18 protein-coding genes, 1 tRNA gene and 1 pseudogene are annotated in these 20,618 nt (G+C 36.2%); 15 read left to right on the top strand and 5 right to left on the bottom strand.

Features of this window, described 5'->3' with window-relative positions:
* Window positions 1-91 precede the first annotated feature (91 nt).
* Window positions 92-499 carry a VOC family protein gene (locus tag HMPREF9456_RS07715; protein WP_006842937.1) on the top strand — a complete coding sequence of 136 codons (408 nt, stop codon included), beginning with the start codon at window positions 92-94 and terminating at the stop codon, window positions 497-499.
* Between the two features lie 30 nt (window positions 500-529).
* Here the strand turns inward: HMPREF9456_RS07715 and HMPREF9456_RS07710 are convergent.
* Window positions 530-1,348: pseudogene (locus HMPREF9456_RS07710) on the bottom strand (transposase).
* Window positions 1,349-1,646: 298 nt separating this feature from the next.
* On the opposite strand from HMPREF9456_RS07710, the gene ileS reads away from it, so the two are divergent.
* From ileS to HMPREF9456_RS07675, 6 genes are all read left to right on the top strand, one after another.
* Window positions 1,647-5,057 carry an isoleucine--tRNA ligase gene (gene ileS, locus HMPREF9456_RS07700; RefSeq protein WP_006842934.1) on the top strand — a complete coding sequence of 1,137 codons (3,411 nt, stop codon included), beginning with the start codon at window positions 1,647-1,649 and terminating at the stop codon, window positions 5,055-5,057.
* Window positions 5,058-5,110: 53 nt separating this feature from the next.
* On the top strand, window positions 5,111-5,491 hold the full coding sequence (locus HMPREF9456_RS07695; RefSeq protein WP_006842933.1) for a TraR/DksA family transcriptional regulator: 381 nt from the start codon (window positions 5,111-5,113) through the stop codon (window positions 5,489-5,491).
* A 98-nt stretch (window positions 5,492-5,589) separates the two neighbouring features.
* Complete coding sequence (locus HMPREF9456_RS07690; protein WP_006842932.1) at window positions 5,590-6,216, top strand: lipoprotein signal peptidase; 627 nt, start codon at window positions 5,590-5,592, stop codon at window positions 6,214-6,216.
* 2 nt (window positions 6,217-6,218) lie between these two features.
* On the top strand, window positions 6,219-7,034 hold the full coding sequence (locus tag HMPREF9456_RS07685; protein ID WP_006842931.1) for a DUF4296 domain-containing protein: 816 nt from the start codon (window positions 6,219-6,221) through the stop codon (window positions 7,032-7,034).
* A 34-nt stretch (window positions 7,035-7,068) separates the two neighbouring features.
* Entirely contained in the window at window positions 7,069-7,362 is a 294-nt protein-coding gene (locus HMPREF9456_RS07680; RefSeq protein WP_006842930.1) for a hypothetical protein, read from the top strand.
* A gap of 15 nt (window positions 7,363-7,377) precedes the next feature.
* Complete coding sequence (locus HMPREF9456_RS07675; RefSeq protein ID WP_006842929.1) at window positions 7,378-8,178, top strand: glycosyltransferase family 2 protein; 801 nt, start codon at window positions 7,378-7,380, stop codon at window positions 8,176-8,178.
* Window positions 8,179-8,196: 18 nt separating this feature from the next.
* Here HMPREF9456_RS07675 and HMPREF9456_RS07670 read toward each other — a convergent pair whose 3' ends face one another.
* Window positions 8,197-8,955, bottom strand: a complete 759-nt coding sequence (locus HMPREF9456_RS07670) for a lipopolysaccharide kinase InaA family protein (RefSeq protein ID WP_006842928.1) — start codon at window positions 8,953-8,955, stop codon at window positions 8,197-8,199.
* Window position 8,956: 1 nt separating this feature from the next.
* Window positions 8,957-10,537: a peptide chain release factor 3 gene (locus HMPREF9456_RS07665; RefSeq protein ID WP_018074858.1), complete on the bottom strand. Its 1,581-nt coding sequence runs from the start codon at window positions 10,535-10,537 to the stop codon at window positions 8,957-8,959.
* A 376-nt stretch (window positions 10,538-10,913) separates the two neighbouring features.
* On the opposite strand from HMPREF9456_RS07665, the gene HMPREF9456_RS07660 reads away from it, so the two are divergent.
* Both HMPREF9456_RS07660 and HMPREF9456_RS07655 read left to right on the top strand, forming a co-directional pair.
* Window positions 10,914-12,326 (top strand): sensor histidine kinase, encoded by a 1,413-nt coding sequence (locus HMPREF9456_RS07660; protein WP_006842926.1) that lies wholly within the window; start codon window positions 10,914-10,916, stop codon window positions 12,324-12,326.
* On the top strand, window positions 12,323-13,003 hold the full coding sequence (locus HMPREF9456_RS07655; RefSeq protein WP_006842925.1) for a response regulator transcription factor: 681 nt from the start codon (window positions 12,323-12,325) through the stop codon (window positions 13,001-13,003). Before HMPREF9456_RS07660 ends, HMPREF9456_RS07655 begins: the two co-directional genes overlap by 4 nt.
* Window positions 13,004-13,022: 19 nt before the next feature.
* On the opposite strand, the gene HMPREF9456_RS07650 is transcribed toward HMPREF9456_RS07655, so the two are convergent.
* Window positions 13,023-14,654, bottom strand: a complete 1,632-nt coding sequence (locus HMPREF9456_RS07650; RefSeq protein ID WP_006842924.1) for a sulfatase-like hydrolase/transferase — start codon at window positions 14,652-14,654, stop codon at window positions 13,023-13,025.
* Between the two features lie 140 nt (window positions 14,655-14,794).
* Between HMPREF9456_RS07650 and corA the strand changes: the two genes are divergently transcribed.
* Entirely contained in the window at window positions 14,795-15,871 is a 1,077-nt protein-coding gene (gene corA, locus HMPREF9456_RS07645; RefSeq protein WP_006842923.1) for a magnesium/cobalt transporter CorA, read from the top strand.
* A 21-nt stretch (window positions 15,872-15,892) separates the two neighbouring features.
* Window positions 15,893-17,044 carry a tetratricopeptide repeat protein gene (locus HMPREF9456_RS07640; protein WP_006842922.1) on the top strand — a complete coding sequence of 384 codons (1,152 nt, stop codon included), beginning with the start codon at window positions 15,893-15,895 and terminating at the stop codon, window positions 17,042-17,044.
* Here the strand turns inward: HMPREF9456_RS07640 and HMPREF9456_RS07635 are convergent.
* Window positions 17,037-17,714 carry an RluA family pseudouridine synthase gene (locus HMPREF9456_RS07635; RefSeq protein WP_006842921.1) on the bottom strand — a complete coding sequence of 226 codons (678 nt, stop codon included), beginning with the start codon at window positions 17,712-17,714 and terminating at the stop codon, window positions 17,037-17,039. The genes HMPREF9456_RS07640 and HMPREF9456_RS07635 overlap by 8 nt on opposite strands.
* Window positions 17,715-17,964: 250 nt before the next feature.
* Here HMPREF9456_RS07635 and HMPREF9456_RS07630 point away from each other — a divergent pair, with 250 nt between their 5' ends.
* From HMPREF9456_RS07630 to HMPREF9456_RS07615, 4 genes are all read left to right on the top strand, one after another.
* Window positions 17,965-18,570: a TetR/AcrR family transcriptional regulator gene (locus HMPREF9456_RS07630; RefSeq protein WP_006842920.1), complete on the top strand. Its 606-nt coding sequence runs from the start codon at window positions 17,965-17,967 to the stop codon at window positions 18,568-18,570.
* Between the two features lie 51 nt (window positions 18,571-18,621).
* Entirely contained in the window at window positions 18,622-18,948 is a 327-nt protein-coding gene (locus tag HMPREF9456_RS07625) for a DMT family transporter (protein WP_006842919.1), read from the top strand.
* A 264-nt stretch (window positions 18,949-19,212) separates the two neighbouring features.
* A tRNA-Phe gene (locus tag HMPREF9456_RS07620) sits at window positions 19,213-19,285 on the top strand.
* Between the two features lie 117 nt (window positions 19,286-19,402).
* The gene (locus HMPREF9456_RS07615; protein WP_006842918.1) at window positions 19,403-20,608 is read left to right on the top strand and encodes a site-specific integrase; all 1,206 of its coding nucleotides are present in this window, start codon (window positions 19,403-19,405) and stop codon (window positions 20,606-20,608) included.
* The last annotated feature ends 10 nt before the right edge of the window (window positions 20,609-20,618 follow it).

Genomic DNA, 20,618 nt, shown 5'->3' with positions numbered 1-20,618 from the left:
TATTTAAAGAAGAACGTGAACTAGAAATTGTGTTGCTAGCGGTTGCAAAAGATGCGGTTGGAAACACTTCATTTCTATAATATCCAATAATATGAAAAATCTAACTCCTTATCTAATTATTTACAATAATTGTGAAGAAGCTCTTTTATTCTATAAAGGCTGTTTTGGTGGCGAAATCTCTTTTATGCAGAGATACGCTGAAGCTAGTAAATATAATGTTTCAGAACAATTCAAAGACAAAATTGCACATGCCGAATTTATAGCAGAGGGTATTAAATTCTATGCATCGGATGGTTTTGAAGGACAGGAAGTAACAGTTGGCGATAATATAGCAATGACTATATCATTCGATAATGAGCAAGAACAAAAAACGGTCTTTGATAAATTAAAAGTTGGCGGAAGTGTGACAATGGACTTTACCGAAACTTCTACGGATTCGATGCTGGTTACATTGATTGATAAGTACGGAATCCACTGGTATCTGAATCACGATAAATAATGAAAGAAGATACAAAAGGTAACTTAGAAGTCATTTAGACTTTTTGTTATTATTTATTTTTCTAAGAAAGATTACTATAAAAGTAATGTAATTAAAAGATTTCCAACTGGAAACAGTTTTTTCAAATCTATTTAGCAGCGTCCTAAAGGAATCTATCCACGCATTTGTTCTTTCAATACTATATCTTTCATTATAAAGTCGTTTATCCAATAAATCAGTATCACTTACATTCCCATTTCTAGAATTAAAGTTAACATTAGCGAATATTCTATGCTCATTACAAGTATCTCTAAATTCTTTGGAATCAAAACCAGAATCTGCATTTATAAATAATCCATCGAGATTTAGACCAACCAGCTTCAATGTTGTAAATAACTCATTCAATGATTCTTTAATGTTATACAAATCATGATGGTTACCTGCAATAGGAGAAGATATCGCTAATGGGAGCCTAAAATAAAGAGCATTGGTTGTCTTTTTACTTTTACGACTTTGATAAGCGACTTGTTCTCCTCCACGAAGAGCAGGACTATGGCTAGCATCAATATCGCAACTGGATAAGTCCAAATCTTTCTTGTGAGTGGATAATATTTGAATCCAACTTATTTGCCAATCACCTTTTTTGCATCATTTGCGGAAATGCCAAAAGACTGTCTTATAACTCAAAACTCTATCCGAGAATAGGCTCTTAACGGGCAGCATATACCATTGGATACCTGTCTTTAGCTTATAAAGAATGTTGTTGACTATTTCGATAAGACAACTCTTTGTCTTAAATCCTCTTTTTGCAACTGATAAATGAGGTAATATTTCATTTTCAATTGTATATTTGTCTAGTACTTTGTACATAGGAAGCGTTGGTTATTTGTTTTTTAGCGATTACAAAATTAACGCTTTCCTATTTCTTTTTTAATCTTAAAAAAGTCTAGACCACTTCATCAAAAAACAGATGCGAATCTGTTACTTTTGTTACTTTTTTTGTTTTTATTCTTTGGCATGAGTTTTGTATTTATTTACAATCAGTCGTGATCATTGTGAATTATCTTTTTTTACCTTATTATATTAACTAACGTAAAATCGTACACTATACCGTATAGATTTTTTCATTATATTTGTCCTCAATTTTTTAAGCAGGTTATTTTACATTATGAGTAAACAATTTTCAGAATATAATCGATTTAACTTATCTGATGTCAACAAAGAGATATTAGAAAAATGGGATAAAGAAGGCATATTTCAAAAGAGCTTGGAAATACGCACCGGAGCACCATCATTTGTTTTCTATGAAGGACCTCCGTCGGCTAATGGTATGCCGGGTATTCACCATGTTATGGCTAGATCGGTTAAGGATATTTTCTGCCGTTACAAGACTATGAAAGGTTTTCTTGTAAACCGTAAGGCAGGCTGGGATACTCATGGCTTGCCTGTGGAGCTTGCTGTAGAAAAGAAACTGGGTATAACCAAAGAAGATATCGGCAAGAAAATAACAGTAGAAGAATATAACGACGCATGTCGCAAAGAGGTAATGAAATATACCGGGGAATGGGAAAACCTTACCCGCATAATGGGATATTGGGTAGATATGAACGACCCATATATCACATACGACAATCGTTATATAGAAACACTTTGGTTCTTACTGAAAGAGCTATACAACAAAGGCTACCTTTATAAAGGTTATACAATACAACCATACTCTCCGGCTGCCGGAACAGGACTTAGCACACACGAACTGAATATGCCGGGTGCATATCGTGATGTGAAAGATACAACCTGTGTTGCACAGTTTAAGATAAAATCTCCCAAGCCTGAAATGTCTCAGTTTGGAGAGGCTTTCTTTTTAGCTTGGACGACAACCCCTTGGACTCTTCCATCCAATACGGCTTTAGCAGTAGGACCCGAGATAACCTATGTAGCGGTACAATCTTACAATCCGTATACAGGAAATAAGATAACTACCGTAATGGCGCAGTCTCTTGTGTTCAGTATGTTCAATGAGAAAGCCAAAGACATAGCTCTTGAAGATTATAAGGTAGGAGATAAGCTTATACCTTATAAGATTGTAGGAGAATGGAAAGGTAAAGACTTAGCAGGAATGGAATACGAACAACTTATCCCATGGGTTAATCCGGGAGAAGGCGCATTCAAAGTTCTTGCAGGCGATTTCGTAACTACAGAAGATGGTACAGGTATTGTGCATATAGCTCCTACATTTGGTGCAGATGATGCCCGTGTAGCAAAAGCAAATAACGTACCTGCATTGCTTCTACTCGACAAAGACGAGAATCAACGTCCGATGGTAGATCTCACCGGTAAGTATTTCAACTTAGAGGATTTAGATCCTAGCTTTGTTAATGATAATGTAAATGTTGAGCTATATAAGGACTATGCCGGTCGTTATGTGAAAAACGAATACGACGACACGCTTCCTGCTGATGCAACAACTTTAGATATCGATCTTTGCGTGATGTTGAAACAACAAAATCGCGCATTCAAAATAGAACGTCATGTGCACAACTATCCGCACTGTTGGCGTACCGACAAACCGGTGTTATATTATCCGCTCGATAGCTGGTTTATACGTACCACTGCTTGTCGCGAACGTTTGATAGAACTCAATAAGACAATAAACTGGAAGCCGGAATCGACAGGTACAGGCCGTTTTGGAAAATGGCTCGAAAATCTACAGGACTGGAATCTAAGCCGTAGCCGCTATTGGGGAACGCCTCTTCCTATATGGAGAACAGAGGACGGAAAAGAAGAAAAATGTATCGGTTCGATGAAAGAGCTTTATGCCGAAATGCAAAAAGCCGTAGATGCCGGTGTGATGAAAGAAATACCTTGGACAGGTTTCGAAGTAGGGAATCTGGATAAGGCAAACTATGAGAAAATAGATCTTCACCGTCCGTATGTTGATGATATAATACTTGTATCCGATTCGGGACAACCAATGACACGTGAGAAAGATTTGATCGATGTTTGGTTCGATTCGGGGGCAATGCCTTTCGCTCAGGTATTTTATCCAAATATCAGCGAAGATGAGTTCTCAAAAGTATACCCGGCTGATTTTATAGCAGAGGGGGTAGATCAGACTCGTGGATGGTTCTTTACTCTACATGCTATATCTACCATGTTCAAAGATAGCATATCGTTTAAAAATGTTGTTTCCAACGGACTTGTATTAGATAAGAACGGACAAAAGATGTCGAAACGCCTAGGCAATGCTATCGATCCTTTTGAGACAATAGATAAGTATGGTTCAGACCCTTTGCGCTGGTATATGATAACCAATGCATCGCCGTGGGACAACCTTAAGTTTGACATTGAGGGAGTAGAAGAGGTGCGCCGTAAATTTTTCGGAACACTTTATAATACTTATTCATTCTTTGCTCTGTATGCAAACGTGGATAACTTCTCCTTTAAGGAAGACTTGATACCTGTTTCGGAAAGACCGGAGATCGATCGTTGGGTAATATCATTACTCAATACCCTAGTCAAGGATGTGGATGAGTATTATAATACATACGAACCAACAAAGGCCGGACGTGCTATATCTGATTTCGTAAATGATAATCTTAGCAACTGGTATGTGCGCCTCAACAGAAAACGTTTCTGGGGAGGAGAGATGACAAAAGATAAATTATCTGCATATCAGACCTTGTATACATGTTTGGAGACAATAGCCAAGCTTATGGCTCCGATATCTCCATTCTATGCCGATAAACTTTTCTGTGATTTGATTGTTGTAACAGAGCATGAAAAAGTAGCGTCGGTACATCTTTCGGATTTTCCTACTTATGACGCATCTGTCGTAGATAAGAATCTGGAAGAACGCATGCAGATAGCGCAGGATATATCATCCGCTGTTTTGGCTTTGCGCCGTAAGACCAATATCAAGGTGCGTCAGCCATTGACACAAATCATGATACCGGTGTTGAACGATCAGCAAGGAAAAGATTTGGATGCTGTGCGTGAACTGATATTGAATGAAGTAAATGTCAAAGAGCTTAAGCATGTAGATAATGCTGCGGGTATATTGGTGAAGAAAGTGAAACCCGATTTCAAAAAACTTGGGCCTCGTTATGGTAAGATCATGAAGCAGCTTGCCGCAGAGGTACAGGAGATGAGTCAGGAAGCTATCGCTACATTCGAAAAAGAAGAAAAATATACATTCGATATTGATGGACAAGCAGCTACTATAGAATTGGCTGACGTGGAAATCATATCCGAAGATATACCGGGATGGTTGGTTGCTAATGCCGGAAAGTTGACTGTTGCTCTTGATGTGACAATAACAGACGATCTGAGAAAAGAAGGTATAGCCCGCGAGCTGGTAAACCGTATACAAAATATACGTAAATCCAGCGGACTGGAAATAACTGACAGAATAAATATAAAATTGACAGACTTGGAGCAGATAAGAGAAACTGTCTCGGAATATAATAATTACATAGCGTCACAGGTACTTGCTGACAAAATAGAACTGTTGGAGTCTGTAGATGGGCAAAATGTTGATATGGATGATTATATTTTACAGATATCTGTTGAAAAAGTCTGAAAATGTATTATCTTTAAGTAAAATAAGAAACAGGAATTATAAAACTAACGGTTATGGCAGAAAAAACAAGATATTCTGATGAGGAATTAAATGAATTCCGCGATATTATTCTTGAGAAGCTAAATAAAGCTAAAGGGGAATATGAAGAGTTGAGAGCGGCTATAACAAATGCCGATGGGAATGATGTTACTGACACTTCACCGACATTCAAAGTCCTGGAAGAAGGTGCATCTACATTGTCGAAAGAAGAAGCCGGCCGTTTGGCACAACGCCAGATGAAGTTTATTCAAAATCTTCAATCGGCTCTTATTCGTATCGAAAATAAGACATACGGCGTTTGTCGCGAAACAGGTAAATTGATACCGAAAGAAAGATTGCGTGCTGTTCCTCATGCTACATTAAGTATTGAGGCTAAGAATAGCGGAGTAAAATAAGTAGTAATTAAATAAAAAAGCATAGAAGAAAGGAAGAAAAAGCAAGGGGGAATTATGCCTGTTTTTTCTTCGCTTTCTTTACAGGAATCAGCTGATATATGGAGAAAAAGAATCAAGGACTGATAGCAATCCTAGTAATAGTACTCGTTCTTGTAATAGATCAAGCATCTAAAATTTGGGTGAAGACCCACATGTCTCTTTTTGAGAGTATTGAAATAACAAGCTGGTTCAAGATATATTTTGTAGAAAACAACGGAATGGCTTTCGGAATGGAATTTATCGGTAAGATGTTTCTTTCCATATTCCGTATCGTAGCTATCGGTTTTATAGGCTATTACTTGTACAAGCTGATTAACGGGAGATACAAAACAGGGTATATTATTTGTATATCGCTTATATTAGCCGGAGCATTTGGTAATATCATAGACAGTGTGTTCTACGGCGAAATATTTTCGGCTAGCTACTCCGGTCATGTGGCGTCGTTTGTTTCTTTGGGAGACGGATATTCGAGCTGGCTGCATGGCAAAGTTGTAGACATGTTGTACTTCCCTTTGATTGAAAGCACTTTCCCTTCATGGGTGCCTGTATGGGGCGGACAACCATTTGTTTTCTTTAGTGCTATATTCAATATCGCTGATTCAGCTATTACTGTTGGTATTTTTATCCTTCTTCTTTTCTATCGCAAGACTCTTGCGCTATCTTTAGAAAAAAACGGTAAAGCATAATTATGCAACGATCTGTTATTTATATCATTATTTCTATCCTTATTCTGCTTAGCTCTTGCGGAAGAAGACCGGGGTATGTAATCTCTCCCGATAAGATGACAGATGTCTTATACGATATAAGGCTAGCTCAATCTATTTTCAATGACGATCCTCAATTCAGGTCTGATGATATGAAAGATGCGCTAGTGGCCGGAGTGCTTAAAAAGCATAATATAACTCAAGCCGAACTGGATACATCCCTTTTGTGGTATTCGGATAATATACAATACTATGCGGCAATAAATGATACCGTAGCGGCACGTCTCAAATTCAGAAATGAATCGCTTATAAATTCTAGATCTGCGATGCTAAGTAGGGGATCACGCAGTAATTTGATAATACCTACATTTTACTATCTGAATAGTTATACTCCAACTCTTTCTTTCAATATAGATACATTGAAGATGAAGAGTATAAACAATATATCTGATTTTCACCTAAAATTTGATATACAAGGATTGAGTGCCAAGCAAAAAGTTGAGGCTGCAATCTATTTTAATTATAAGGATACTTTAGTTAAAACAAGGATTCCTATCGAAAGTAATAGTCATTATTCAATAAGTAAACCTTCGTTACCTGATAGCTTACTGAACGGCATATCAGGGTATATACACCTTAAAAATAATACGAGTAGTGGATCAAATGTCTTGATACATAATATAAGCTATATAGATTCTGTAGCTGTTGCAAGGCATAAAGATGATCTTTCTACACGGCAACCGAACCGATCAACAGATAATATCCGTAAGGAAAGTGTAGGTCGTCCGGAACCTAATTAAAAACTCGAAATTCCTATACCATCAAAGTTTTGAAATGAAACGCTATTATTCGCATTATACGTTTATATATCCGAATATATATCTGAAAAATTATATCGTAGAGGTAGATGATAGTGGTCAGATTACTAATGCTTTCCCATTTATTAGTGAGATTGAGAAAACGGAATTTTATTCGGGATTGCTACTATTCCATCCGGAGGGTATAGAGGTAAATTTACGGGATCGAGTTAAAAGTGATTTATTTATCAACCCCAATAAATCATTGGAATTTACATGCAAGAAATATAATATAACACATATAGAGGACTTAACATCTTATATCTATTAATTTCAAATAGTATTCATGAATAATAATGACTTTTCTATCACACTTATTATATCAACGTATAATTGGCCTGAAGCTCTTAAAGTATCATTGCTTAGTGTCACCCACCAAACATATTTACCAATAGAGGTTATCGTAGCGGATGATGGCTCAAGAGATGATACAAGAGAACTGATAGAAGAGATGCAAAAGTCTTTCCCATGCAAACTTATCCACGTATGGCATGAAGACAATGGTTTCAGATTGTCTGAGATAAGAAATAAAGCTATAATGAAAGCCTCGGGTGATTATATTATCCAAATAGATGGGGATATCATCTTAGAAAAGCATTTTGTCGAAGATCACCACTCTTTTGCTCAAAAGGGTTGCTTCACATCAGGAAGTAGAGTGAAATTATCACCAAAGTCTAGTGCGGAGGTATTGAGGAATGGCACAGTGGATATTCCTTTTTCATGGTCATCATTCTTTCAACCAAATAGATTAAGGTCAAAGTTCTTGCAAAACTATTTCCGATTCAGATATAAAGCAGATCATCCTTACTTTGTTCGAGGTTGTAATGCCGCTTTCTGGAAAGAAGATTTGCTGAAGGTAAATGGATATAACGAAGATATTATAGGTTGGGGATACGAAGACACCGAGATCGCTGCACGCCTTGCTTTTGCCGGAATAAAAAGGCAATTCTTAAAGATGGGTGCTGTAGAATATCATATCGATCACCCTGTGAATAGTAGAGACAAAGTCAATCAGAATCACAAAACCTTCTTGGAAACTATAAATAGTGAAGGAACCTATTGCCAAAATGGTTTAGATAAATATTAATAGGTATTTTTTTGTAATCTATTTATAATCAGTTGCGAATGGTGCTGATCCCGGGTGCTTTTTTGTAAAATTATCCCAAAATCTTTTTCTGTAGTATAACGTTCGTTTAAGACAATCTTCTACATCAAAGTTTCTGCTTTGGGCATATTCTTTAATAAATAAGAAAATCATATCATCGCTTCCCCATAATCGTCTGAAGTTAAAACAAGCCGTATCCATGCTGATAGGTTTATCAAACTCCATTCTATTGAGGTCTACCAGATAAAAGATATAATTGTCTCCATCCTTTTTATATAAGATATTCCCGGAAGAGTAATCCAAATGAAGTATTTGCTGTTCATGCAGACTAGCTGTGTATTTGGCAAACTGCTTTATCAGCTCTTCCTTTTCTGAGAGCAGTGATGTTTTTAGTTCACGCATTGTGCCATCAAAAGACTCATGCTTTGATATATAGAAGCTGTTTTTAAGTAACCCGAATTTAGTCTCTTTTATATAAGCTATGGGGGCGGGAGTATGAAGCCCTTTCTCCTTTAGCTTAAAAGCATATTCGTATGAGCGTCGGGCTTTTGACTTTCTAAATGTCCTGTATACTATCTGATTGATAAAAATAGGCTTTTTAAAGAACTTTACATTTACCTTAAACCCATCTACATCAAATAGTTTTATAATATTTCGAGCGGCATATAGTGTTTCACCTTCATTGGCAAAAGAGGCAGGAAGATTTTCTACAAAACCTTCCAGATATTTATATTCGGGATTAATAACAATTTCTATCATCTTAAAACTCAGAAGTGAAATGGAATTTTATATCCTTGAAATCTTGTTGAGCCATCATCAATACATAATTAGAGTCTGCAAGAAAGACATCTCTACCTTCTTTATCTATTGCTATATATTGAGCCTTACGCTTCTTAAAATCAGCTAGTTGTTCCTTGTTGTCACTTTCTACCCAACAAGCTTTATACAAGTTGATAGCTTCCCATCTACATTGAGCACCGTATTCATGTAATAGACGATATTGTATTACCTCAAATTGCAGTTGACCAACTGTCCCAATGATTTTGCGTCCGTTAAATTGGTTTGTAAACAACTGGGCAACACCTTCGTCCATCAATTGGTCTATTCCCTTCTGAAGTTGTTTCGACTTCATCGGGTCAGCATTTTCGATATACTTAAACATTTCAGGAGAGAAGCTCGGTAAACCTTTGAAATGCAAGTCTTCTCCCGATGTGAGTGTATCCCCAATCTTAAAGTTCCCGGTATCGGGCAAACCGACAATGTCGCCTGCATAAGCCTCATCTACGGTCTCTTTCTTTTGGGCCATGAAGGCAGTAGGAGAGGAAAATTTCATCGAACGGTTCAACCGCATATGTTTATAGTTTACATTTCGTTCAAACTTTCCCGAGCATATCTTAACAAAGGCAATACATGAACGGTGATTAGGGTCCATATTGGCATGTATTTTGAATATGAAACCTGTAAAAGCCTGTTCGTCAGGTTTTACTTCACGCTCGATTGCTTCCACAGGACGTGGAGATGGTGCTATCTTTACAAAGCAATCCAACAGTTCTTTTACTCCGAAATTGTTGAGAGCCGACCCAAAGAATACAGGTGCAATTTGTCCTTTGAGGTATGTATCCATATCCAGTTCGGAATATACTCCGTCAATCAACTCAATATCATCTCTCAGTTTTGCAGCCAAAGGTACACCAATGTATGTCTCCAGCTCTGGGCTGTTTATATCTTTAAAACCTATCGACTCTGTAACAGTTTGTTTACTTGGAGTGTATAGGTCTAATTTTTCCTGATATATATTATAAACTCCTTTGAAACGTTGCCCGCTATCAATTGGCCAACTCAAAGGACGAACCCCGATTTGTAATTCGGCTTCCAATTCGTCTAGTAATTCAAATGGATCTCTACCTTCTCTATCCATCTTATTGACGAATATCATGACAGGAGTATGACGCATGCGGCAGACTTCCATCAGCTTGCGTGTTTGTGCTTCAACGCCTTTCGCAGAATCCACAACAATGATCACACTGTCCACTGCAGTCAGAGTACGATAAGTGTCTTCGGCAAAATCCTGGTGACCGGGAGTATCGAGTATGTTGATTTTATACCCATCGTATTCGAATCCCATAACAGAGGTGGCAACAGAAATACCACGTTGCTTTTCTATCTCCATCCAGTCCGAGGTAGCAGTTTTCTTTATCTTGTTTGACTTTACTGCTCCGGCAACATGTATTGCCCCTCCAAATAGTAATAACTTTTCTGTAAGGGTTGTTTTACCCGCATCGGGGTGACTTATAATAGCAAAAGTGCGTCTTTTCTGTATTTCTTTCTTAAGTTCGCTCATTGATTTTTCCGTAATAAGTTGCAAAAGTACTAAAAAAAGCGGATATAATATGCCTATCCCAGCAAGCAATAGAGAACTGTATGTTAGTTAAAAAAGTGACATAATATAGATATTTCGTTAAGCGTTAGTAAACAATGAAATAGCTAATAAAAGGTGACAAAAGTAACACCTTTTCGACCTGTTTTTGTTGTCACCTTTTCTCTGTTGCAAAAGCCTCAGTATTTTATTTCTTTATTACTATAACTGCCTTTATATAAGATAATTTTATAAAAATGATTTGTACAGAAGTTTACTTGTCTAGTGTTATTTAGTGTTATCACTATTTTTTGTTTCTAAGCTATTGTTTACATTTGCTTTATCGATAATGAATTCATGTATGAAGTTCAGATTTAAATCCATAGCGATCGTTATTTTTAGTTTGTTAATTCTGGTTTGCTCTTATCAGGCTTATTGGTTGGTCAATTTCTATAATCAGCAATATGAGAAGTTAGATACAGTAATAAACAATACGGCAGAGAGCAGTTCCTTCAAAGAATTGGCAATCAGAATGTCTTCCATATCTACCAAGGATGCAGAGGAGGGAGAAGCAAAAGATGATATTCCTGCTTCTGTAGAAACAAAGACTTATAACTCCGGCAAAGGCAAGACGACGATTAGTATGAGTTTCTCCAAAGAACGAGGAGGCGAAAAAAGTAGCTCTGATTCTATTTACGCAGATTTGCAAGAGGTAACGATACTAATCAAGAAAGGACTTTTGTCTGCTATTGGAGAAATAACCCCACTCGACTTAGTACGTTTGGATAGTATTATGAGTGCCGATTTGTCTGCACAAGGATTCGATATACCTCATGTTATACAGTGTAGAACATCTACTGGCGACACATTGGTGGCTCAAACGCCTAAAGGAACTTTCGATTTTAAGAATAGTAAGGAATATGTTTTAGAAGGTCTCAAAACCGAGATACATACTTATTATTTATATATGGATAATCCTAAGTGGTATATCTTTAAAGATATGTGGGGCTTGACTTCTGTTTCTGTATTGATGGTTATTTTACTTATTGTCACTTTTATATATTTGCTTAAAATCATATTAAGACAAAAAACAATAGATGAAATAAAGACTGACTTTGTAAATAATATGACACATGAGCTTAAAACACCGATATCAGTTACTTACGCGGCTGTAGATGCTCTTCAAAACTTTGGATTTGGCGATGACCCTATAAAAAGAAAAGAATATCTTGATATTTCACGTGAGCAGTTAATGTATCTGAATAGCCTTGTGGAACAGATACTAACGATGTCGGTAGAGGAGCGGAAAAACCTCAAACTCGATTTAGAAAATATAGAAGTGGGCAGCATATTTGAGAGTCAGAAAAATAAGTTTTTGCTGAACACTGTAAAACCAACCTCTTTTGTAATAGATATACAGCCTGAAGGATTGAGTATCGAAGCCGATCGATTGCATTTTGGTAATGTAGTAAGTAATTTGATTGAAAACGCAATCAAGTATTCCAACGATTCGGTAGAGATTCGTTTGTCGGCACGTAAGTCGGGAAGTAAAATTGTTTTATCTGTATGTGATAACGGAATCGGTATTCCGGACGGGTCTCTGGATAAAATATTCGATAAGTTTTATCGTGTTCATACTGGTAATGTTCACGATGTTAAAGGATATGGCTTAGGGCTTTTTTATGTAAAGACGATTGTCGTTAAGCATGGCTGGAATATTAAAGCAAAAAGTGTGGAAGGTAAAGGAACTTGTTTCGAAATAATGATAGGATGAATAAGATCAATGTATTGTTAGTAGAGGACGAACCGGCCTTGTCTATGATCATTAAAGATGCTTTAGAGAAAAAGGAGTTTGTTGTTGGCATAGCAGTTAATGGGGAAAAAGGACTCGAGCTTTTTCATCGGTTGAAGCCTGATATCGTCGTGGCAGATATAATGATGCCAAAGATGGATGGTTTCACAATGGCTCAACTGATACGTAAGAGTGACAAGAAAACTCCAATCTTGTTCTTGAGCGCTAAGTCGAGGACAGACGATGTAGTTCAGGGATTTGAAATAGGAGGAAACGATTACTTGAAAAAGCCCTTCGGAATGGATGAACTTATTGTTCGCATCAAGTCTTTATTGAACAGAGCACAAACAGAGATCCCTCAAGATAAAACATATGAGATAGGAAAATATACATTCGATCCTTTGATGCAGAAATTGGTTCACACCCAACGTACTGAAATCCTCTCTCACCGTGAAGCTGCTATATTGGAGCGTCTTTGTTCCAACCAGAATAATATCGTAGAGAATAAAGCTGTACTGATTGAGCTTTGGGGCGATGACAGTTTCTTTAATACACGCAGCCTGCATGTGTTTATCGTAAAGCTGCGTAAGAAGTTAGCTTTAGACCCTACAATTCAAATTATAAATATCAGAGGAATAGGCTATAAAATGATTTTTTGATTACACCGGCAGATAGTTTCTATTTCTCAAACTTCTCTTTTATGTATTCATACTTTTTTTCTCCCACATAACGCTCACGAGGAACAAAATGGGTGGAGAATATGCTCTTCGAGTCATCATAATCAACATAATTTATTCCTGCCAAATCGGATACCGAATAAATAAAGTCTGCCGACGAATAAATTCTGTTTTTGTCAAACACAAGATCTTTCCTGAATTTTCTGTATGAAGGCGATAGCCATACGAGGAAAGGGACTTCGCTCATTGTTGGCGATACTTTTTCATAAGCATGCCCTGCAAAATCTCTGTAATCGTACATTTCCTCTCCGTGGTCGGATAAGTAGATCATGGCAGCATCCTGATGCTGTAATTTTTTTAGGGAACCAATAATGCTGTTTACTATATAGTCGTTATAGAGAACAGAGTTGTCGTAAGCATCTATTGCTTTTTTTGCTTTTTCGTCTCTGTATGGAGCATCTTTCACCAAGCCATCTTTTTGGCTGTTGAAGACGATGTATTCTTTTGGATATCTGAATTCATAGGCCATGTGGTTTCCTATGAGATGTATGATAATCAATTTATCTTTCTTGTCATTCTTTTCCAGTATTTTATTCAATATGGGAAGGACAATATCATCGTGTTGCCTGTAAGATGCCAGATTGTATCTTTTCTTGGCAAGCGATAGCAGTATGTCGTAGCTTGCCCGCATTTCGTCGTTAAATCTTTGGTTGCTTATGAGATATGTTTCATACCCCGCACGGTTGAATAATTCGTACATAGATGGTTTCTCTGTGAAGTATTCCGAATGATCTACTTCGTTCATCGATAATAAAGAACGAACCACAGGAATCGTATGCACATGTGGAGCTACTACATCATTATATACAACAAGGCTGTCTCCGTATTGTGACAACAAGGGATTTGTATTTCTTGGATAGCCGTAGAGAGACATGTGATGTTTGTTCAGTGATTCGCCAATCACCAATACCATTATCTGAGGAATGGAATCTTTATGATTGGTTTTTACTTCATAATCTAAGCTTTGACGTGCTTGTATCTCTTTTACCTCATGGGTTGTACGGATCTTATAGCTGATAAATGTTCTGTAGAAATTGATGAAATATACAGACCGTGATACCCTGCCTATGCCAACAATGGCTATTATTGTTATTATACTCAATATAAACAGCGTTTTATATTCTTTTATTTTGAGCTTTCTGAACGATCGCATTTTACAGATCATCACGATAGGTATCGCAGCATATACTACAACTCCTGCTATAACCCACATGCTCAGATAATGCGCTATAAATTCTTTACTCTCTTCGGGATTGGTTTCGAATAGGCTTGTCACGCTATTTTGCTCAAGCATAACGTGTGCAAACAGTAGGTAGGCCAGATAGATTGATCCCGGAATAATTGAGACAGCCAACATGATAGAGTATATGATCTTTTCAGATCTGGAACTGATAAATAGCGATAAGATCCAGATGGCAGCAAAGAATAAACCACAGACCAAGAAAACAGCAACTTTGTCTAAAAAAGTAAAATTTTGAGCTAAAGGGCACAGTATAGGCAGTAGAAGTAGTATATAAAATAAGAAAAAGAATTGCATTTTCTTTTTCTTTAATATGCTGTATATTTCGTTCATTGGTTACATCACAAGTGTTAATAATTTATCGTCAGTAAATCTGCCTTAGTTTAAATAATACGGATTTAGAGTCGACAAATATAGTATTTTATTCTTACTTTTGATATTGTTTAATATCACTCAAAACATAATTTTGCAGTATGAGTAAACGAACCACCAGAAAATCGAAGAATAAGGTTTCACGAAACAATTATCTATTAACCAAACCCGTATATCTTGGCGATAAGGATATACCGATGGCTATTGAACTCGTTCAATATGATACGACACGTTTGGAGGTTAGGAATATTCAATTGCAAGAATCTATTAAGGATAAGATAGATACAACGAAGGTAAATTGGATAAAGATAGTAGGGATATCTGATGCTAATACTGTATACCGAATTTGTAAAGAGCTTGGACTACACGGTTTTGATATTAAAGACCTTCTGGGAAACAGACAAGTTGTAAAGGCTGTTGGGTATGAAACTATCTCATTTGTTCTGATGTCTCTCTTTTATCAGGTAAAAGATACTACAGATATTGACGATATGCAGATCGGGTTTATTCTTGGAAAGAACTTTGTAGTCAGTTTTCAGGAGGCAGCAATCCCTGTTTTTGATGATGTAAAAAGAAATATAGAAGAGAATAATGTTGTGGTGCGTCAGAAAGGAGCTGACTTTCTTCTATACATTTTGATGAGCGCCGTGAATCAGGCGAATGTGAATACCGTAATGGATATTGAAGACAGGCTGGCTGATGTAGAAGATCATTTGATAGAAGGCAAAGGGTCTATCGATATCCTGCGTTTGATGCACGAATGCCGTGTCGATTATATGCATATAAAGCGTACTATCACTTCTCTGCGTGAGGAATTTGTCAATCTCTTGCATAACACCAATAAGTTGATAGAAGAGGAAAATATTGTTTATTATAATGATTTTGATGATCGTATGCGTTCTATTTTGGGCAACTTGGCTTCTTTCCATGAGTCGCTGACTTCCCTTCTGGACTTGTATTATAATAACAATAACCTTAAAATGAATGATATTATAAAGCGATTGACGATAGTGTCTACCATATTTATTCCAATGACATTTATGGTAGGTGTTTGGGGTATGAATTTCAAGCTGATGCCCGAAATGGATTGGAAATATGGTTATCTCGGAGCTTGGATAACTCTTATATTGATTGCGGTTCTTTCTTACCTTTGGATAAGAAGACAGAAATGGTTTTAAGAAAAATAAAGAAAATTAAGTATGAAAAAGAGTATTGTTAAGTTGTTCTTTATCTCGTTTCTAATGTGCTTTTCGGTACAGTCATTGCTCTCTGCACAGCTACAAGTCGTAAAACCAACAGAGGATATAAAATCATTGTTTGATAAAGGACTTTATCAAGAGGTTGTAGAACAATATGCCGCTCAGCCACGCAGCCTTTCGGCCGATAATCTTGCTTATGTAGCAGAGGCTTATTTTTACTTGGACGATCTGATCAATGCGTCGCGATATATAGACTTATCTGTACAGAAAAGTGCGAAATGTGCCCGAGCTTATTATGTGAAAGGATTAGTTCAGAATGCAAATGGCAGTGCAGATGATGCAAAAGGTAGTTTTGAAAAGGCTATTGCTATTTCTCCTAATTTTGCAGACGCATACGTGGGATTGGGTGATGTGTTTTTAGCAAAAGAAGATACCGATAAAGCCTTGGAGAACTATAAGAAGGCTACATCATTTAATCCTCCTTCAGAGAAAGCGTTTTACATGATAGGGGTAATATATGCAAGCCGAGACGATCTGTCTGATGCATTGAATGTATTTTATACTGCCAAAGACAAAATAGAGAAGGATAAGGAATTGTTGGTTACAGTTCTTTATAATATAGCACGAATAGAATATGATTTTGGTAGATATACAAAAGCTGCAGAAGCCTATGAGGAATTAGTCGGCTATCTTCCTGACGATTATTATTCGTATGAAAAACTGGTTCATTGTTATGTTAAGCTTGGGGAGTATAACAAGGCGGCTACATCTAAGACTAAGCTATATAATGCATATAAAGAAGGCCAGTTGGCTTCGACTTCCATCTCTGATAATTTTTGTATAGATCAGTTTAAAGTTGGTTCTTTTGATGTATATGCATATGAGCGTTATGAAGAGAGCTCATCTCAGCCTTTCGTTAAAAATATATTCTATGTGATGAATGACTCGGGAGAAGTGGACTCTTCTATTTTCGTTGAATACACACCATCTATTGATAATCAGTCTGGAGGGGAATATAAAATTTCTAAAATAAAAGGAGTAACACGTTATACTTATGGACGTACTTTTTCTAAGGATGCAGATTATGCCTCTCTACGTTCATATATAGAGGATATCATTTCGGGAAAGGAAGTTCCTGTAAGTTCTAACTAATTGTTTTTTCCAGAGCTTGCCAAAGGGTATCTTTAGGTAGAGGGGCAGTGACCTCGATCAGTTCCTTTGAAACCGGGTGTAGGAAAGATACTTTACGTGCATGAAGGCTGATACCTCCATCGGGGTTAGACCTGTCGAAGCCGTATTTCAGATCGCCTTTTATAGGGCATCCCATTTTAGACAGTTGTACACGTATCTGGTGGTGGCGGCCTGTTTCAAGGCCAACTTCAAGTAAATTATATCTGTCGGATCGTGCTATCAACTTATAGTGCAGTATGGCTAGCTTCGAATTTGGCTTTTCCACATCGTAAGCATACGATTTGTTTTGCTTTTCATTTCTAACCAGATAGTTTCTAAGTGTTCCTTCCGGTTCTTTCGGCATGTTTTTTACTATTGCCCAGTAAGTTTTGTCTATCTGTTTGTTTTTGAACATCTCATTCAAACGGCTAAGGGCTTTGCTCGTCTTCGCAAAGATAACAATGCCGCTTACCGGCCTGTCGAGACGGTGTGTTACCCCGCAAAATACATTTCCGGGTTTGTTGTATTTCTCTTTTAGATATTCTTTTACAATTTCTGAAAGTGGCTTATCTCCGGTTTTGTCTCCTTGTACAATCTCAGATACTGTTTTATTGATGATGATGATATGGTTGTCTTCGTATAATACAGTCATTTTTCTCGATGCCTTTGTTATATTTCGATCTAAATAAAGAAAGCTCAAAGGTAAGAACTTTTCATCGTTTTTGTATCTATTGTCATCTTTATCCCGTGCTGCTCTATTATGGTTCACTTAATTGGATTATTACCTGGTTGTTTTACGATTGGTTTATAAAGACTATTATTCTATAAAATTTCTATAATTATATATTTGATCTTGTCTGATTTGATATAAAAATATATCTTTGTTGAATGATTGTTCAATTATGATGTCAGAAGAATTAATATTAGAAAGAACATTTGAGCTATTGCTCTTGAAAGGCTTTGATGCTGTGTCAATATCTGATATACAGCAAGCTACGGGTCTATCCAGAGGTCTTCTGTATCATTATTACAAGAATAAAGAGGATCTGTTCATACAGGTTACTGAAAAGTATTTTATAAGAATATTTGATTTTGAAGTTCGACGCACGGCAAATTACACAGTTCTCGAGTTTGTTGATTTTATGTGTAAGCGTTTTAAGAAGATCGCTAGAATAGTCTCTGATATTGTTGGAGGTGCATCTAAGAATACAAAAGTGTCGATGCTAAACTATCATTTTCTCTTCTATCAAGTGATGCAACGTGATGCCATATTTAGAAATAAATATCAGGCTACAATCGAAAAAGAGAAAATCGGGTGGGAGAGTGCCCTCAGAAATAGTGTATCGAAGAAAGAGATAAAGGAGGATACAGATATTGAAGTTTCGGCGATGCAATTGTTCACTCTGACTGATGGTATTTGGTTTCAAAGTATTTTCAGTACAGATGGCAATTCGATCGTTCAGAATCTGGAAAAGGCTTTATTGCATTATATTTTTTTATTGAAGTAGTATTATTTTTTTTAAATATATTGAACGTTTGTTCAGTAAATGTATAGTATTATGGGATGGATTTATTTATTATTAGCGAGTTTGTTTGAGGTTGGGTTTACATTTTGCATATCAAAAGCAAAAGAGGCAATTGCTCCTCATTCATACTACTGGTATATTGGTTTTGGTATTTGTCTTACTTTGGGTATGTATTTGTTGATAAAAGCCGTTCAGACAATACCAATGGGCACTGCTTACGCTATATTTACAGGTATTGGTGCAGTTGGTACTGTATTGTTAGGAATCTTGGTGTTTAAAGAGCCTTCTAGCTTTTGGCGGTTATTCTTTATTTTTACGCTTGTCTGTTCAATTATTGGATTGAAAGTAGTATCGAATTAAGACTGCTATTTTTGTTTTGAAGTAAAGTGAATCAGCTTTCGTGCCTGAATACGATTTGATATGAAAAATATCACCTATTTTTTTAATATTTTTCAGCCGACTTTATTTAGTCTATAGATTCTGATAATGAGGGTAGAAAGCTCAATAATTAGGCTGGTTGCAGCTTGCAGGGCTCTAAGGATTGTAAAAATATTATCAAATTAGTTTGTATATTTTTTGGAGAATATAAATTATGTACTATCTTTGCACACGCAAAACGGTTAAGGTGCCATAGCTCAGTTGGTAGAGCAAAGGACTGAAAATCCTTGTGTCCCCGGTTCGATTCCTGGTGGCACCACGAAAAGAAAAGCTGTAATTCATTGAATTACGGCTTTTTCGTTTAATATAACTTCCCTATCTTTTATATACGAAGATACACTGTTTTACATAGGTTGTGTAAACCGATGTGTAAACCATGAGTGCAACAATTGATGTGATTTGTTACAAATCTAAAGTGTTGAAAAACAATGAGAATCCTTTAATGCTAAGAGTAACGAAAGATCGAAAAAGGCGATATTTAAGCCTCGGAATTTCAATCAATCCAGAGTATTGGGATTTTACCAAAAACAAACCGAAACGGAACTGTCCCAATAAAGAGCAAATATTAACCCTCATTTCAGAGAGAACAAAAGAATACAGAGAGCAAATAATTGAATATAAAATTACAAATAAGGAGTTTACGGCTAAATCTCTAATTGAAAAGGTGCATAATCCAACAATTAAGAAAACAGTAAAAGAGGTGTTTGAAGACCAGATAGAGCGTTTGTTTAAGGAAAAACGACGTGGTTATGCTTTGTCTCATTTACAAGTTCTAAATTCGTTATTAGAGTATAATACGCACCTTGATATTTACTTTTCGGATATAGATGCTTCTTGGCTCAATAAATATGAAACTTGGCTAAAGAGTAATAATATATCAACAAATACAATAGGTATCCGATTTAGGACGTTACGAGCCGTTTACAATGTGGCTATTAAAGAGAATATAGCTAAAACGGAACATTATCCATTTAAGGAATATAATGTTTCTAAACTAAAGCAGGAAACTGTAAAGCGTTCTATTTCAAAAGGGAATATTATTTCTGTTATAAATTACCCTTATGATGGTAATAACATATATGAAATGCTTGCTATTGAATTATTTACATTCTCTTATTTAATGGCAGGGATAAACTTTGTTGATATGGCTTATTTAACCAGAGATAATATAATTGAGGATAGATTAATATACTTTCGAAGAAAGACAAATAAGTTGATAAAAACGCCATTACAGGCTAAAGCAATGGAGATTATCAATAAATATTCTAATTCCGAAAATCCTTATCTATTCTCCATTTTAAACAGTTTCCATAAAACAGAGCAACAAAAAGCAAATCGAGTTCATAAAGTAATTACTAAAGTAAATAAACGGTTAAAAGACATTGGTAAAGAATTGAACATACCAATTGACTTAACAACATATGTTGCTCGCCATAGTTTTGCAACTGTTTTAAAACGTTCTGGGGTAAATATTTCTATTATTAGTGAATCATTAGGGCATAGTTCAGAAAAGGTTACTCAAATTTATTTAGATAGCTTTGAAAATAGTCAGATTGATAAAGCAATGAAAAATTTGTTGTGAAATTGAAGGA

Origin of the sequence: Dysgonomonas mossii DSM 22836 (assembly GCF_000213575.1) — a bacterium.
GTDB classification, from domain to species: Bacteria; Bacteroidota; Bacteroidia; order Bacteroidales; family Dysgonomonadaceae; genus Dysgonomonas; species Dysgonomonas mossii.
The sequence above is the reverse complement of the archived record's forward strand: the minus strand, read 5'-3'. Positions and strand labels throughout refer to the sequence as shown.